Raw genomic sequence first — 17,195 nt, forward strand, 5'->3', positions numbered from 1 at the left:
CGTGCGGCCGCGCGGCTGGCGCTCCCGCCCGTCGCGCGCCGCCGGCGTCGCGGCCGTCGAGGCCACCATGCGGCGACTGCGCGCCACGGTCATGGACCTCGAGCCGACACCGGCGATCATCGCCGTCGCGCTCCCCGGGGACGCCGGGCCGGAGACCGCGGTCTCGGAGGCGCTGGCCGAGTCGTTCGCCAAGGCCGGTCACCGGGTGGTGCTCGTCCGTGCGGACGCACACACGGTCGGCCACGGGCTGGAGGTCGAGGAGCGAGGCCTGGCCGAGGCGCTCCTCCACGAGCGTCTCAACGTGCTCGAGATGCTGCAGCCCAGCGTGGAGCCGCTGTTGTGCCTGCTGCCGTGGGGATCCACTGCCGAGAGCCGTGAGCTCCTCGCCCCTGAGCGTCTCCGGAAGGTGCTCATGCCGCTGGTCGACGACGGACACCTCGTCGTGCTCCAGTCGCCCGGCATCGACACCCCCGAGGGAGAGGCCCTCGTCGGCGCCGCCGACCTGGGCCTGGTCGTCGTGACGGCGCGTCGTACCCCGACCCGGCTCGTCCGCGAGACCGCCGCACGCGCGCAGGCCGGCCGCACCCGGCTGGCGGCCCTGGTGGTGGGCTCACGGATGCCATCGAGTCGGGGGCACCGCGCCACGTCCGACCGGCGCACCGGGACCGAGGACGTCGAGTCGAAGACGCGCGAAGCGGTCGTCCGAGCCCCACGATGAGGGCCACCGCGTCTCCCCTCGAGTCCGACCATCGGGGCCAGCTGGAGAAGCTGGCCCGGCGGGGGACGGCGAGCGTCGCGGGCGCCGCGTTCAGCGCGGTGTTCGGGATCCTCCTCGTCGTCGTGGTCACCAACGGCTTCTCCCCCACGGTGGCGGGGACGCTCTTCGCCGCGACCTCGACGTTCCTCATCCTCGAGTCGGTCGCGCTCCTGGGCACCGACACCGGGCTGGTCCGCGTCCTGCCGGGGCACCTGGCGTCCCGTCGCGCCGCCGATGTGCCTCGGACACTGGTCATCTCGGCCGTCCCGGTGCTCGGGTTGTCACTGGTGGCCGGCGCAGCGCTGTACGCGTCGGCGGCGAGTCTCGCGCCGTACCTGGTGGGCCCGGAGGCCGCCGCCTCGATGCGCGGCATGCTGCGGGCACTGGCCCTGGTCCTGCCGGTGGCCGCGCTCAGCGACCTGGTGCTGGCCGGCACCCGGGGCATGGGCTCGATGCGCCCCACGGTGCTGGTCGAGAACATCGGCCGGCTCGGGTTCCAGTCGCTCGCCGTCCTGGTGGCCTACCTGTCCGGCGCCGGCACCCTGGTGCTCGCCCTCGCGTGGTCGTTGCCGTACCTGGGTGCACTCGTGGTGTCCACCATCTGGCTGCGCCACATGGTCGCGGCCCGGCCGTCGACCGGGGACGACCAGCCCCGACCCTGGGTCGTCCTGGCCCGCGAGTTCTGGTCGTACACGGCTCCGCGCGCCGTCGCCCGGGTCACCCAGACGGCACTGAAGCGTTCCGACATCGTGCTGGTGGCGGCCCTGGCCTCTCCCGCCGAGGCCGCCCTGTACACGGCCGCCACCAGGTTCGTCGTCCTCGGGCAGCTGTTCGTGCAGTCCGTCCAGCAGGCCCTGTCCCCGCAGCTGAGCTCGTTGTTCACCCGCGGGGAGACCAGGGCCGCCAACTCGATCTTCCAGGCCGCCACCCTGTGGAGCATGCTCGCCGCCTGGCCGTTGTACCTCGTCCTCGCCACCTGGGCACCCGAGCTGATGGGGGTGTTCGGAGAGGGGTACGGCGTCGCCTCCGACGTGGTCCTCATCTTGTCGTTGACGATGCTGCTGGCCACCGCCTGCGGTCCGGTGGACTCCGTCCTGCTCATGGCCGGCCACAGCTGGCTGAGCCTGAGCAACAGCACGATCACCCTGGTCGTCAACGTCGGCCTCAACCTCGTGCTGATCCCCCTCGACGGGATCAGGGGCGCCGCGATCGCCTGGTCCGTCGCGATCGTGGTGCGCAACCTCCTCCCGCTCTTCCAGGTCCGTCGACACCTCTCGATGTGGCCGTTGACCCAGGCGGCGGTCCTGGTCGGCTCGGGCGCGGCCGTCTGCTTCGGCGGCCCCGGCGCCCTGGGCGCCCTGTTCCACCTTCCGCGCGGCGTCGAGGCGGCGCTGCTGGGCGTCGGCCTGCTGGTCTACGCCGCCGGCATCTGGGTCCAGCGGACCACGCTGGGGCTCGACGCGTTCCACGCGGCGCTCCGACGGCGGTCGGTCCCGCACGCAGCCGCCGACGCGTGACCACTGGCCGCGCGGGGCGGGACCTCTTCCCCCATTTCGAGGAAGAGGAACGGCGCACTGCGTCCTAGTGTCGGATTCTTCGACACCCCACGGTCCGGTCCGCTCGTCGACCCGTGCGACGCGTCGTGGACCACTCGGCGGGTGCCAGTTCGGGCATCCCCACTCRACAGACGGGGAAACGATGAACTCTCGACGACCAGTGATGGGTGGCCTCCTGGCCGCCGTCCTCACCCTCGGCACCGGGCTGGTCGTGACAGAGGCTCCCACCGCGACCGCCGCCCCCACGGACGTCGTCATCAACGAGATGATGTTCCACGCCCTCTCCGACCTCGACGGCGACGACTACCTGGAGCTCACCAACATCGGGACGTCCCCCGTCGACCTGTCCGGGTGGAGCTTCACCGGCATCACCCTGACGCTGCCCCCCGGCACGACCATCAACCCCGGCGGGTTCCTCGTCGTGGCCAAGGACGCCGCCCGGTTCCAGGCCAGCTACGGCTTCGCCCCCGCCGCGGTCTACGGAGGCAACCTGTCGAACTCCGGGGAGGCCGTCTCGCTGAAGGACGCCACCGCAGCCACCATCGACACCGTGACCTACGGCGAGTCCGACCCCTGGCCGGCCCGTGCCGACGGCACCGGCCCCTCCCTGGAGCTCGTCGACGCCGGGCTCGACAACGACGACTACCTCAACTGGGCCACCGCCACCAACGCCTCCGGCCGCACGCCCGGCGCCGCCAACAGCGTGCGTCGCTCCGGTCTGGGTCCTCGCGTGACCGGCGTGAGCGCGACCCCGCTCGTCCCTGCGGCCGGCCAGCCGGTCACCGTGAGCGCCACCGTCACGGGGCAGACCAGCGCCGTCCTGCGCTACCGCATCGACTTCGCCGCCGAGCAGACCCTCACCATGGCCGCCGGCGGCGCCGACACCTTCAGCGCGACCATCCCGGGCGCTGCGGCCGGCCACCTCATCCGCTACCGGGTCGAGGCCACCAACGCCACGGCCACCACGCGCTCGCCCCGGGCCGACGACACGGTCAACTTCCTCGGCATCGCGGTCCCGCACGGCATCAGCAGCCCCATCCCCGTGCTGGAGTGGTTCCTCGCCGACTCCGACTACACCCTGATGACCAACAACCCCGAGCAGGACATCATCCGCAACGGGGCGATCGCCTACAACGGCACCGTCATCGACAACGTCGCGATCAACATCAAGGGCCACGCGTCCCAGCGGGACCCGAAGGTGAGCTGGGCCTTCGAGCTCCCACAGAACCACGACCTCACGATGCCCGGCCTCCTGGTGGAGCCGGTCGACGAGTTCGACATGCAGGCCGACTGGAGCGACCGGGCCCACGGGCGCGCCATCCTCTCGTGGGACGCCTACCAGCGAGCCGGCGTCGCCAACCACCAGATGTTCCCGATCCGCACCCAGCGCAACGGCGTCTTCCAGGGCGCCTACAGCTTCCAGGAGGACCACGACGGCACGTGGCGTGAGCGCGAGGGCTACGACACCCACCAGTACTTCGAGGCCGAGACCAGCGCCTTCTCCTCCGGCACACCCGTCACCACACGCTTCAGCAAGAAGGCCCCCGACGAGACCGACTACGCCCCGTTGCAGGCGTTCCTGAACGGTGTGGCGCTCACCGGCAACGCCGAGCGCGACTTCCTGCTGGCCAACGCGGACATCCCGAAGATGATCAACTACGCCGCCGTGACCGCCATCATCGAGCACCACGACTCGTCGTCGAAGAACTTCGACCTGGCCCAGAACCCCGTCACCGGTCGCTGGACGATCCTGCCGTGGGACCTCGACCACACCCTCGGCAACGGCTGCTGCAGCGTCAACAGCCRGTTCGTGACCCCGGCGGAGCCGGGCGACAAGACCAGTGCACTCATGGTCGCGCTGCTCGCCGTGCCCCAGTGGCGTGAGATGTACTTCCGGCGCCTGCGGACCCTGGTCAACGACATCTTGGCGCCCGGACGCATGGAGGCGCTGTACGACGCCCGCGTCGGACCTGCCCAGTCCGTCATCACCCTCGACTACTCGGCCTGGCCCTACCCCACGAGCCCGAGCTTCACCAAGTACCGCCAGTGGCTCTTCTCGGACATCGCGTCCCGCCGCACGACCTTCGCCTCGGACCCCCGGGTGCCGGGCAACCAGCCGGCCACCCCCGCCATGGTGATCAACGAGATCCAGCACTCCCCCACCGGCGGCGACACCGCCGAGTTCGTGGAGCTGTACAACCCCAACCCGCAGGCGATCGACCTCTCCGGCTGGACCCTCGCCGGCGGCCCCACCCTCACCGTTCAACCCGGCACGGTCATCCTGCCCCAGCAGACCATGACGTTCATCGCCGACGACCCCGCCTTCCGCAGCACCTACGGCTCCACGGTCTTCGTGGGCGACCGCTACTCGGGCGCCCTGGCCGCCACCGGCACTCTCACGTTGGGCCGGCCCGACGGATCCGTCGCGGACACCCTCACCTACGGCGGCGCCGGCTGGCCCACCCCCACCAGCGGCCAGTCCCTGGAGCTGACCAACCCTGCCGCCGACAACGACAACGGCGCCAGTTGGGCCCTGTCCACGGGTGGGGGCACTCCCGGCTCCACCAGCGGCGGCACCGTCATCACCGCTCCCGGCGCACCCACCGTCGGCACTGCCACGGCGGGCAACACCACCGCGACCCTCACCTGGACCGCGCCCTCCGCCGACGGCGGGTCGGCGATCACGGGCTACCAGGTCCGCGTCGTCAATGCCGCCGGGACGCAGGTGGGTGCCCTCCGGCCCGCCGGCGCCACGGCCAGGAGCCTCACCGTCACGGGACTGACCAACGGCACCAGCTACCTCCTCCAGGTCGCCGCCACCAACAGCGCCGGGACCGGCGCCAGCTCGGCGCTGTCCAACGCCGTGACGCCGTCGAGTGCCGCCACCGTTCCCGGTCCGCCCGTCATCGGAACCCCGGTGCAGGGAGCCGTCGGAGGAGCCCTGACCGCCACCGCGCGGTGGACCCCGCCGACCAGCACGGGAGGCTCCGCCATCACCGGCTACCAGGTCACCGCCCTGCGGATGAGCTCCACCGCAGCCGATGCCACGGTGCTGTCCCGTACGACGTCGCGAGTGCTGGGGCCGCTGGTGAAGCAGCGCGAGTTCACCCTGGCCGCGGGCAACTACCGCTTCGAGGTCGTCGCCATCAACTCCATCGGGACCAGCCTGCCGTCAGCCCGGTCGGCGAACGTCGTACCTCGCTGAGGCGGACCCGAGGCACACAGATGACCCGGCGGGGGATCTCCTCCCTGCCGGGTCATCCAGGCGACCGGCCCCCGGAGGGGCACGGGTTCGCTGGCTAGGTGGTGAGCGGGCTTCCCGCCCGCGGGTCGGCGACGGTGGCCCGGAAGGCGTCCAGACGGTCGCCGCTGAGCTCGACGCCGACGCCGCCGGTGACGTTCCACAGGCAGCCGAACCAGACGTTCGGCGTGGTCAGCAGGGCCTCGCCCGCTGCGGCGATCGTCTCGGCGGTGTGGCCGTTGTACTCGCCCACACCTATCGGGAGGTCGTACCCGCGGGAGACCAGGTAGGCGGACAGGGCCGTGATCCGGTCACCGGGCTTCACCTTGCCGGGGTCGGACATGCTTCCGGCCTCGTAGGTGTCGATGCCGAACCAGTCCCAGACCTCGAACAGGTCATCGGGGCAGAACGTCTCGAAGGTGGAGACCTGGTTGTCGAGGAGCCATCCGTTGAGGATGGGGCCCACCCGCAGCTCGTCGCGCTTGAAGATCGGCATCAGCTGCCGGTGCATCGCGGCGAACTGCGCACCGGTCATGTCCGTGTACGGCTCGTGCCAGATCGTGACCGCGGTCGGCAGACCGTAGGAGGCCAGCGCGTCGGCGGCCTGCTCGGCCGCTGCGTCGAACCTGCCGGCGATCGCTCCCGAGACGTCGCTGCCGACCTTGTAGGAGATGACGGGCAGCATGCCGGCCGCGTGTGCCTCCTCGACGAGCTTGATCTGGTTGGTCGGGCCGCTGGCCAGGTCGGCGAAGATACGACGCGCGGAGATGCCGGGGCCGACCTCGGCCGCCTTCTGGCTCCACTCGTCGGGCATCGCGCTCATGCCGATGAGCGCGGCGCCGAGTGCGACACCGGTCACCGAGTAGTCGAAGAAGTCGACGTACCACACCCCGCCGTACCGCTCGGTCATCACGACGACCTGCGCCGCTCCGGGCTGGGTCGGCACCCCCGTCCAGACCTGGGGCGCGCGGGCGACCACCTGGCCCGGGACCCACACGGTGGACATGGTGTCGAGGACGAGCACCCGACGGATCGCAGCCAGGTCGGCGCTCACCCACACCGTGAGGGTCTCGCCCACGGCGACCTCGGTGCTGGAGAGCTCGACCCGGACGCCTGGCGAGGCCCCGGTGGCAGTCACGGCACCCGCGCCGAGCAGGCCGACCGCACCACCTGCCCCGGCGGCGAGTCGAAGGGCGGAGCGGCGTGAGAGTGATGTCATCGGGGAGCTGCCTTCCAGATGTCCGTGGGGACCTACTTGCCGACCCACGACCGCCTCAGGCCGAACACCCGGGTGACGCCACTGCTGCCCAACGGGTGGGTGTTCGACCGATCCGTTCACGGGACGTGAAAGACCTTTCCCGCGACCATCGCTGCGTCGCCCGAATCGATGGCGACTTACCCCAGTTTGGGCAAAGCCCGTCTCACCCTCAGAGAGAGCCGGCGCGGGGGTCGGCGACGGTGGCCCGGAAGGCGTCCAGACGGTCGCCGCTGAGCTCCACGCCGACGCCACCGGTGACGTTCCACAGGCAGCCGAACCAGACGTTCGGCGTGGTCAGCAGGGCCTCGCCCGCCGCGGCGATCGTCTCGGCGGAGTAGCCGTTGTACTCGCCGACACCGATGGGCAGGTCGACGCCACGCGAGGCGAGGTAGGAGGACAGGGCCGGGATCCGCTCGCCGGGCTTGACCTTGCCGGGGTTCGACATGGTCCCGGCCTCGTAGGTGTCGATGCCGACCCAGTCCCAGAGACCGAACATCTCATCGGGGCAGAACGTCTCGAACGTCGAGACCTGGTTGTCGAGGAGCCATCCGTTGAGGATGGGGCCCACCCGCAGCTCGCCACGCTTGAAGATCGGCATCAGCTGCTGGTGCATGGCGGCGTACTGCGCCCCGGTCATGTCCGTGTAGGGCTCGTGCCAGATGGTGACCGCCGTCGGCAGGCCGTAGGAGGCCAGCTTGGCGGCGGCCTGCTCGGCCGCGGCGTTGTACTTGCCAGCGATGGCTCCCGCGACGTCGCCGCCGACCTTGTAGGAGATGACGGGCAGCATGCCCGCCGCGTGCGCCTCCTCGACGAGCTTGATCTGGCTGGTCGGGCCGCTGGCGAGGTCCGCGAAGATACGACGCGCGGACACGCCCGGCCCCACCTCGGYCACCTTCTGGCTCCACTGCTCCGGCATCGCGCTCATCCCGACCAGCGCGGCGCCGGCGAGCGACCCGGCGCTGCTCGGCGTGGCTGCGCTGCTCACCTCGTAGTCCAGGCGGTTGCGGAAGACCTTGCCGTCGGCGCGGCGGGTCACGACGGTCACGGTGCCCGGACCCGGCTGCGAGGCCGTGGCGGTCCACACCTGGTAGCGCGGCTTGCGGACGATCCGCTTCCACACGAGCCCCTCGCTGTCGCGGACCTTGATCTTGCGGGCCTGCGAGAGGTTCTCGGAGACGTGGAGGGTGAGGCGGCCGCCCGACTGCACCGTGGTGCTGTGGAGGCGCGCCTGGACCTTGCTCTGGGCGGCCTGGGYCGGAGCGAGCTGCCCGGCGCCGAGCAGACCTGTGGTGCCGGCGACACCGCCGACGAGACGGAGCATGGAACGACGTGAAACTGAGTGCACGAGTTGACCCTTCGGGGGGATGGTCAGCAGGAGACGAGTGTGGACACCCACGTCCGCGCCGGCGCTCAACCGCCTCCGACCACGGAGAAACAGGGGCGGGTCGGATCGCGCTGGGGGTCCCTGAACCCAAGGAACGGTAAGGGACGGCCCTTCGAGGGTGTCAAATTTCGGACAGCCCCGGCGTGGCGGAGGGACTGCGGACGAGTCGTCCGCAGCCCCTCCACCGGTGACGTGCTCGGTCAGGTGATCGTCACCGTCCGCGTCACCGTGGTCGCCGTGCCCCAGTTGTCCGTCACCACCAGCCTGATGGTGTAGGAGCCCGCCGCCGCATACACGTGGCTCTGGGTGTTGGTGGACGTGGTCACGGTGTCCGCGGTCCCGTCCCCCCACGTCCAGGTGTAGTTCCTGATGCCGCCGTCCGCGTCCGCGGACCCCGAGCTGCTCACCGAGCAGGTGCGCCCGGTGCAGGAGGGCTGGTTGAAGACGACCGTCGGCCCGTTGTTGCCGGCCGGCGCCGCGGCCGTGGTCGCCGAGATGGTGACCGGGGCACTCGCCCGTCCCCACTTGTCGAGCACCCGGAGGGTGACCGTGTAGGTCCCGGGCGTCGGGAACACGTGCGCCTGGGTGGCCGACGTGCCGGTGGTGTCCGCCGTCCCGTCACCCCAGCTCCAGACGTAGTTGCGGATGGCGTCCCCGCTCGCGGTGTCGGGATCGCTGCTCCCCGTCGCCACGATGGTGCACGTCGTGTTGACGGTGGTGCAGGAGCCGGAGGCGATGACCGCGGTCGGTGCGGCGTTGCTCGCCGGCTCGGTGATCGTCACCGTGCGGGTCGCCGTCCCCACCTTGCCCCACACGTCGGTGACCGTCAGGACGATCTGGTACGTGCCCGGCGAGGCGTAGGTGTGGGCGGGGCTGGCCGTGGTGCTGGGCGTCGTCCCGTCGGCCCAGTCGTAGGAGTAGCGCATCGCGTCCCCCTGGGGGTCCGCCGTCCCTGCGCTGTTGGTCTGGCACACCGTGAACGAGGTGCAGGTGACCGTGAAGGTGGCGCTCGGGGCGGTGTTCCCGGCGGGCTCCGACAGGGTCACGGTCCGGGTGGTCGAGGCGGTCTTGCCCCAGCCGTCCGTCGTGGTGAGCGTGATCGTGTAGCTGCCCGCGGCCGCGTAGACGTGCGCTGCCGGGGACGCCCCGGTGCTGACGGGCGTCCCGTCGCCCCAGTTCCACGAGTAGGCGATGACGTCACCCGTGTTGGGGTCGGCGGTGCCGGCGCTGCTCACCGAGCAGGTCAGTCCCGAGCAGCTCTGGACGAAGGTCGGGACCGGGGCGGAGTTGCCCGCCGGCTCGGCGATCGTCACGTTCTGGGCGGCCGAGGTGACCGAGACCTGCCACTCGTCCTTGACCGTCAGGGTGACCGGGAAGGTGCCCGGAGCCGTGAAGGTCTTGTTCGGGAGTGCGCCGGTCGCCGTCCCCTGGGTGCCGAAGTTCCAGGAGTACGTCAGCGAGGCGGCGTTCTCGTCGGTCGAGCCACGCCCGTCGAACGTGCACACGTTCTGGTTGCACGTGTAGGTGAAGCTCGGCACCGGCGGGTTGTTGGCCGGCGCGGAGACGACGATCCCCGTCGACGTCTTGGGCGCGACCATGACCTGGTTGTGGACGTCGACCGGCCGGACGATGACGCTGTAGGTCCCGCTCGGGATGACCGGGGTCGTGTAGGAGTAGTTGGACCCCACGCTTCCCGGGCTGTTGAGGAAGGCCGTGCGGAAGCTCTCCGTGGTGCTGGTGAACGTCCCCGTCGAGCTCATGTACTGGCCCGCGGCGTTGACGACCGCGACCTGGACCGAGGCGATGCTGGCGAAGGCGTCCGCAGCGTCCTCGGCGCGACCGTTGACGACGATCTTGCCGTCGGAGAACGTGGCCCCGTTGGACGGCTGCGCCAGGGCGTCGTTGAGCGTCGGCGGACCGTCACCCGGGTAGGCCGCGTACGCACCGGTGGCCACGCTCGGGTCCTGCTGGCCGCGGGTGTCGAAGGCGATGGCAGTGAAGCGCCAGTTGCCTCCGGACGGCAGCGTGATGGCGGGGAGCGACCAGGTCGTGCTGACCGCGTTGGGCGTCGCCAGGGTGGCGTTGCGGTAGGCGATGGTCGCCGCCATGGCGCCGTTGGCCTGCAGGTAGCGACCGGTGTCGCGGTCCTGCAAGGACACCCGCACGCTCTCGACGCCGACGTCGTCCGTGGCGTCCCCGGCCAGGTTGACCGTCAGCGACTCGTCGGTCGGCGCCACGAACGTCATGTTCGCGTTCGGGGGAAGGTCGCCGGCGATCTGCGCGGTGACGGTCAACCTGCCCTGGTTGGTCGACGAGGTGGTGAGGTCGTCGTCGTCGGTCGCCCGCACGGTGAAGCTGTAGGTGCCGGCCGACAGGTTGAACGGGGTGGTCCAGGTCCAGCTGTAGTTGGACCCGGCGATGTCCACGGGCGAGACCCGGCACTGGCCGGCACTCACCTGGGCTCCCCAGCTGCAGTCGGCGCCCAGGTTCTCGCCGGTGGAGGTGTTGCGCAGGCTGATCTCGACGTTCCTGAGCCCCTCGTCGTCGGACGCCGACCCCGCGAAGGTCAGGCGCCCACCCGGCTCGACGGTGACGGCGGGGACCGCGAACGGCGGCGTCATCGGGACAGGGTCCTGGATCGCGACCGTGGGAGCGACCGCGTTGGAGTCCACGGTCCAGTCACGCGTCGCGCTGCGCAGGTCGGACTGGCCGGCCGTGTCGACCGCGATCGCCCCGCCGCGCCACACACCCTCGTGGGGCAGGACCACGTCGTAGGACCACGTCGCCGCGGGGGCACCGATCACGTCCGGGGTGACCCGGAAGGTGTTGTAGATGCTGTCCACCGTGCCGTCGTTCTGCAGGTAGCGGCCCTGCGCGTCCTGGAAGAACAGCGTGACGGAGTTGACCCCGACGTCGTCGGTGCCGGTACCGGTCACGGTGAAGCTGGTCGACGTCTGGATGCCGCTCGGCCCCGTGATGTTGGTGCTCGGGGTCTGGTCGTCGGTGCTGAAGGACTCGAACCGCTTGGTGGCACGCGTGCTGTCGCCGGTGCCACCGGTGGCCGCCGTGAACGCCTGGGCCGAGACCAGCAGGCGCCGGTTGACGTCGATCACGCGGTTGCCGAGCGACCAGGTCCGGGTGGTGCCGGTTCCGCCGAGGGTCGCGTTGATCGACGTGACGGTCGTGCTCCACGTGTTGTCCGCGGTGAGGTACCGGCCGCTGTCGCGGTCGGTGATCTGCACCTGCACACGACCGACGGTGCCCGTGGCGACCCGCGCCGTGCCGGTGACCTCGAACGGCGTCTTGTTGGCGACCACGCGGCCCTCGATGGGCGTGGTGATCGTCGTGTCGGGCAGCGCCGGCGGGTTGGCCACGGTGTTGAGGTCGTAGAACGCCACGCGGCCGGTCCTGACCCCGCCCTGGTACATGCCGTCGCCGCCGATGAACAGCCCGCGGGGGGTGGCCTCCATGGCCTTGTTGCCCTCGAACGAGTTGGAGCCGTCGAGCGGGTTCCACTCCAGGGACTTCCCGTTGGTGGGGCTGAGTGCCGCGATGTGGTCACGACGGACGACCTGGTCGCCCAGGCCGTAGCCGGCGAGACCCTGTCCGGTGCCGTAGCCGACGTTGGTGAGTCCCGGGTACGGGTCGTTGGAGGTCGGGGACTCGACGAACTGGAAGTGGCCACCGACGTAGACCGCGACCTCGGTGATGGCCACCGAGTAGATGCTGTCGAAGTGCCGCGAGATCCACAGCGGCTGCACGTCCGAGCTCTGGAGGGAGGTGCCGTTCAGGGGGTAGGCGATCGCGGTGTCGCTGATCGGCGGCGCGTCGCCTCCCGAGCCGCTGGTGACCACGAAGTAGGAGTCGTCGGGAGCGACGTCCGCGCCGTAGATGCGGGTGACGCCACCGACGCGGGCCAGGTTGTCGTCCCACAGGGTGCTGCGCCACGGCAGGAGCTCCTTGGTGGCCGTGTCGATGATGGCCATGCCGAGCCGGTCCTGGCCGTCGATCCTGCGGCCGGTGTGCACCACCAGCAGCTTGGTCCCGTCGTGGGTGAGCTTGAGCTGCGGTACGCCGAGCTGGCCGTTGACGCCGATGCCGCCGGCGATCTGGTTGTCGAATCCCTGGTCGACGACGCCCGACGCGGCGTTGACCGCGGCCAGGCCCGTGCGGAGCACTCCGTTGATGCGGGTGTACCGACCGCCCACGTAGAGCGTCGAGTTGGTCGCGGCGAGCGACTGGACCTGGTTGTTGGTGTTGTTGGTGAAGGCGAAGGTGCTCAGCGGCGCACCGGTCGTGAGGTTGAGGCTCGCGACCTTCTGCTTGGCGACGCCGTTGACGGTGTTGAACGAGCCGGCGACGAAGAGCTTGGTGCCGTCCGGGCTCGCCTCGACCGCCGACACACCACCGTTGAACGTCGGGCGGAAGCTCGTGTCGATGAGCCCGGTCTGGTAGTTGTAGCTCGCCAGCCCCGCCTGGTTGATCGTCGTCGTGGGGGTGACGGTGTTGGCCAGCGACGTGAAGTTGCCGGCGATGAACACCCGGTTCAGCGACGGCACGACCTCGATGTCCCAGATCTCACCGTTGCTGATGCGCGGGGTGTTGGCACGCGGCTGGTCCGGCACGAGCCGGTTGTGGTTGGGCTGACCGGAGGACGGGACGGTGGCCACCGTCGGGGTCGCCGTCCGGGTGGCCGGCGCCGAGGTCAGGCCCTGGTTGTCGGTGACCCTCAGCGTGATCGTCTTGGACCCGCCGGTCGCGTAGGTGTGGGTGGTGGACACGCCGGTCCCGGTGGTGCCGTCGCCGAAGTCCCAGGCGTAGGAGGCCACCGTTCCCGGCGCCGTGTCGGTGGAGCCCGAGGCGTCGACCGTGCAGGTGGCCTGCGGGCAGCTGACGGTGAAGGACGCCACGGGGGCGACGTTGGGGTTGGCACCGGGGTCGGGCTGGAGCACGACGGACCACATGGTCGCCTTGGCGCTCGCCACGGCCGACGTCGCGGTGACACCGGCGCTCGTGCCCGCGGCAGCCGGGGCGTTGGGGTCGGTGGCCATCGCGGTGATCCGTCCGGCGCCCGTGCCGAGGGCGACGCCGCGCGAGGTCTGTCCCGCGGGGGTCGTCCAGCCGGTGGTGAGCGAGCCCGACTTCTCCGCCCAGTACGAGACGACGACCGAGCCGGCGGTCGTCACGCTCGCACCGGGAGTCGTGTGCGTCGCACGACTGGTGGTCTCGGCCGTCGAGGCGGCGACGGCGACCGGGTCGGCGGCGGTGCCGTCGTACGCCACCAGGTTCATCGTGGCCTTGGTCGTCGCCGAGAACGTGACGGCGGCATTGCGCCCGGCGTCGTTCGCCGCGGCGACCTTGGTGTAGAGCGTGGTCTGGGTGTCCGTGCCCGACGTCCGGGTGCCCTCGAGGGTCCAGCCCGCCGGCGGCACGGTGATGGCGTTCGCGACGTTGGTGGTGACGAAGAGCAGCATGCCGTCGGTCTCACGCACCGCCGCCGGGATGACGAGCCGTGCGGTCGACTGGTTGAAGGCTCCCTGCGCCGAGGCGCGGAACGCGATGGTGTCGGCCGCGGAGGCTGGCGCAGTGCCGAGCCCGAGGATCGCCAACATGGACGCCACGGTGGCGCCCACGGCGACAAGAACTGACGACGTGCGCCCCGATCGCACGACTGCCTGAGAACGGTTCATCCCTGCACTCCTCACAACGGAAGGGCTGCCGACGCAGGCAGCCTGACGGGAACGTAAAAGGACGGGCGAAGAGTCAGCGGCGTGTTCGCGGCTCTATCACCCATATCGATGACCCGCCCGGCTCAGGTTCCGGAGTCACCACGCATCGACGCGGGTCGTGCCCGTGCCGTTGCGCCTCTGCCTCCCCAACATGTGGGTCATTTCCCGCCGCCACACCGGTGGAGTCCCTCGACTGGATGAGATGGAGCCCGCCGCGGCGGCCTCGGGCCGACGCGCTGCCGACCGCGTGCCGTGGCCGGCCCATCGCCCAGAGGGGGGTCACATCATGGCAAAGCAACTCGAGGCCGGCATGGTCCTCGCCACCCGGGGCAGCTGAGCCGGTGGCCCTCTCCGACATCGTCGCCGGCACCTTCGCCGCGATCTTCCTGGCGGGATTCCTCGTGGGCGTGGTCGTCGGCCTCACGGGCATGGGCGGCGGGGCACTGATGACGCCGGCCCTGATCTTCCTCGGTGTGGGCGACGCCGCGACGGTGGTCACGGCCGACCTCACGGCCGCCGCCGTCTACAAGACCGGCGGGGCGATCGTGCACAAGCGCACCGGCTCCCCCAACCTGCGGCTGGCCGGCTGGCTGGTGGTCGGCTCGGTCCCGATGGCGCTGCTCGGACCTCACCTGATCAACCGGCTCGCCCCTCCCGGCGCCCTCGATCGCACCCTGAAGCTCTGCATCGGCTTCGCGCTCCTCTTCGCGGCCGCGACGTACGCCCTGCGTCTCTACATCAACCTGCGGCGGATGCGCACCGGCGTCCGTGCAGGAGACACCGACCCCACGATCCGGCCCGTCCCCACGCTGCTCGTCGGCGCCCTCGGCGGTCTGCTCGTCGGCATCACCAGTGTCGGCTCGGGCTCGGTCATCATGATCGCCCTGCTGATGCTCTACCCCGGCCTCTCGGCCGTCCGCCTCGTGGGAACCGACCTGGTGCAGGCGGTCCCGCTGGTGCTCGCCGCCGCGATCTCCAACATCGCCCTGCACGGGCTCGACTGGGCCCTCACCATCCCCCTGGTGCTCGGCTCCGTGCCGGGCACCGTCCTCGGCAGCCTGATCGCGCCACGGGTCCCCCAGTCGATCATCCGTCGCGGCATCGTCGTGGTCCTCACCATGTCGGGCGTCGCCCTGCTCGACAAGGCGGGATGGGCGCCGCTCGGGGCCGACGAGCACGACACGCATCCCGTGCTCGTCGCCGTCGTGGGACTCGTCATGGTCGTGCTGCTCCCGCTGGTCTGGGGCGGCCTGCGCCGCACCACCGGACTGCCCATGTTCGGCGCGCCGACCCTCGACCAGGTCGAGGACCCCACGTACCGGCCCGGCGGCCTCCGGGTGGCGAAGCCCGACCGCGAGACCTCCCCAATTGTGGTCAGTTCAGCCTCCACTCCTCCCGCCCACGGCGGCTCGCGGAGAGATTGACCCGCGGGCTCCGCCAGCTGCTGCTGTCGGGCCGACCCCCTACTGAACGTCTGGAGACACACGTGCGGCCACGACAGCTGCTCGCCCTGGTGGCGGGCCTTGCCCTCACTCTCTCGGTCGGCCCCCTCACCCCCGCGGCCCAGGCCGCCACGCCCCTGGTGGCGGCGGCTCCGGCGGCCGCCGCGGCCGCTGCGCCCGCCGCGAACCAGATGCCGGGGGACGTCCCCAGCAGGAAGACGCCGTGGGTGCTCGACGGGCGCGTCAACAAGATCGTCCAGGTCGGCAACACGATGATCGCCGGCGGCTTCTTCACCCGCGTGGCCGACCCGATGAACGGCACCCCCGCCGCGCGCCAGAACCTGTTCGCCTTCGACGCGACCACCGGGCTGGTGAGCCAGACGTTCAACCCCACGGTCGACGGTGAGGTGCAACAGCTGCTGCCCGGTCCGACGCCCACCACGGTGTACGTCGCCGGCGACTTCACCAAGATCAACGGCAAGGGCCCCAACCACCTCCAGCTGCTCGACATCGCGACCGGGCAGGCCGTCTCGTCGTTCAAGGCCCCCAGCACCGCGGGCGGCATCGAGACGATGGAGCTCCTGCCGAACAACCGGCTGTTCATCGGCGGCTTCTTCAAGAGCATCGGGGGTGCGAGCGCAGGACAGTTCGCCACGCTCAACGCCACCACCGGCGCGGTCGACCCGTTCATGAACCTCGTCGCCGCTGGCAACCACAACACCGGCACGGGCGCCAAGGCGCCCATCGGACCGCGCGAGTCCGCGCTGTCCCCTGCGGGTGACCGCATGGTCGTGGTGGGCAACTTCCGGACCGTGGACGGCGTCGCCCGCGACCAGATCGTGATGATCGACCTCACCGGCGACCGGGCCACGGTGTCCCCGACCTGGTACACCACGCTGTACACGCCGATCTGCTCCCCCAACGCCTTCGACAGCTACATGCGCGACGTCGAGATGTCGCCGGACGGGTCGTTCTTCGTCATCGCCACGACCGGTGGGCCGCACTCGGGCACGCTCTGCGACACCGCCGCCCGCTTCGAGACGTATGCCGTCGGGACCTCCCTGACCCCGACCTGGACCAACCCCTCCGGCGGCGACACCCTGTGGGGCGTCGAGATCACGCAGGCCGCGGTCTACATCGGGGGCCACAACCGCTGGTCGAACAACCCCAGCGGGTCCGACCGCGCCGCCCAGGGCGCCGTACCGCGGCCCGGGCTCTCGGCACTCGACCCGCAGAGCGGGATACCGCTCACGTGGAACCCCGGACGCAACCCGCGCGGCGAGGCGGCGTACGAGATCTACGAGACCGACGCCGGGGTGTGGGTCGTCAGCGACACCGACTTCATCGGTGACAACCGCTACCAGCGCCCCCGGATCGCGTTCTTCCCCTACGACGAGGGCTCCGCCACCGCCTCGAAGTCCACCGGCTCGCTGCCCGGCAACGTGTACGTCGGCGCCCCCGTGGCGACCAGCAACGTGCTGTACCGGGTCAACGCCGGCGGGGCGGCGATCGCCTCGCTCGACAGCGGTCCCGACTGGGTCGCCGACACGGCGACCTCGAGCAGCCTGCACAACACCGGCAGCCTGACCGCCACCCGGAGCGCCCTCACCGCAGCCAACCTGGTCAACGTCCCCGCCACCACGCCGCTCGGCATCTGGACCTCCGAGCGCTACGACCCCAGCGGGGGCACCGACATGCAGTGGGCCCTCCCGGTCCCCGCCGGCACCACCGCCCAGGTGCGCCTCTACTTCGCCAGCCGGTCGACGACGACGCGCCGCTTCAGCGTGCGCATCGACGGCGCGACCACGCTGTCGAGCTACGACCCCAA

At 70.9% G+C, this 17,195-nt stretch carries 7 protein-coding genes and 1 pseudogene; 5 read left to right on the top strand and 3 right to left on the bottom strand.

Features of this window, described 5'->3' with window-relative positions:
- The 3 genes from ACXJKL_RS02085 to ACXJKL_RS02095 form a co-directional block, all read left to right on the top strand.
- Positions 1-718: hypothetical protein (locus ACXJKL_RS02085; protein ID WP_457205388.1), on the top strand; the 718-nt coding region annotated here is incomplete at its 5' end.
- Positions 715-2,274, top strand: coding sequence for an oligosaccharide flippase family protein (locus tag ACXJKL_RS02090; RefSeq protein WP_457205389.1), 1,560 nt, complete (start codon positions 715-717; stop codon positions 2,272-2,274). The genes ACXJKL_RS02085 and ACXJKL_RS02090, both read left to right, overlap by 4 nt.
- Positions 2,275-2,476: 202 nt before the next feature.
- Positions 2,477-5,518: a lamin tail domain-containing protein gene (locus ACXJKL_RS02095; RefSeq protein ID WP_457205390.1), complete on the top strand. Its 3,042-nt coding sequence runs from the start codon at positions 2,477-2,479 to the stop codon at positions 5,516-5,518.
- Between the two features lie 94 nt (positions 5,519-5,612).
- Here ACXJKL_RS02095 and ACXJKL_RS02100 read toward each other — a convergent pair whose 3' ends face one another.
- From ACXJKL_RS02100 to ACXJKL_RS02110, 3 genes are all read right to left on the bottom strand, one after another.
- Positions 5,613-6,773 carry a hypothetical protein gene (locus ACXJKL_RS02100; protein WP_457205391.1) on the bottom strand — a complete coding sequence of 387 codons (1,161 nt, stop codon included), beginning with the start codon at positions 6,771-6,773 and terminating at the stop codon, positions 5,613-5,615.
- Between the two features lie 208 nt (positions 6,774-6,981).
- A complete protein-coding gene (locus tag ACXJKL_RS02105) occupies positions 6,982-8,133 on the bottom strand; it encodes a hypothetical protein (protein ID WP_457205392.1) in 1,152 nt (383 codons plus the stop codon).
- Between the two features lie 263 nt (positions 8,134-8,396).
- A complete protein-coding gene (locus ACXJKL_RS02110; RefSeq protein WP_457205393.1) occupies positions 8,397-13,808 on the bottom strand; it encodes a PKD domain-containing protein in 5,412 nt (1,803 codons plus the stop codon).
- Between the two features lie 458 nt (positions 13,809-14,266).
- On the opposite strand from ACXJKL_RS02110, the gene ACXJKL_RS02115 reads away from it, so the two are divergent.
- Together ACXJKL_RS02115 and ACXJKL_RS02120 are read left to right on the top strand one after the other, a co-directional pair.
- On the top strand, positions 14,267-15,349 hold the full coding sequence (locus tag ACXJKL_RS02115; protein ID WP_457205394.1) for a sulfite exporter TauE/SafE family protein: 1,083 nt from the start codon (positions 14,267-14,269) through the stop codon (positions 15,347-15,349).
- 62 nt (positions 15,350-15,411) lie between these two features.
- Positions 15,412-17,195: pseudogene (locus ACXJKL_RS02120) on the top strand (hypothetical protein); the annotation flags it as partial.

Source organism: Nocardioides sp. P5_C9_2, from assembly GCF_054049555.1.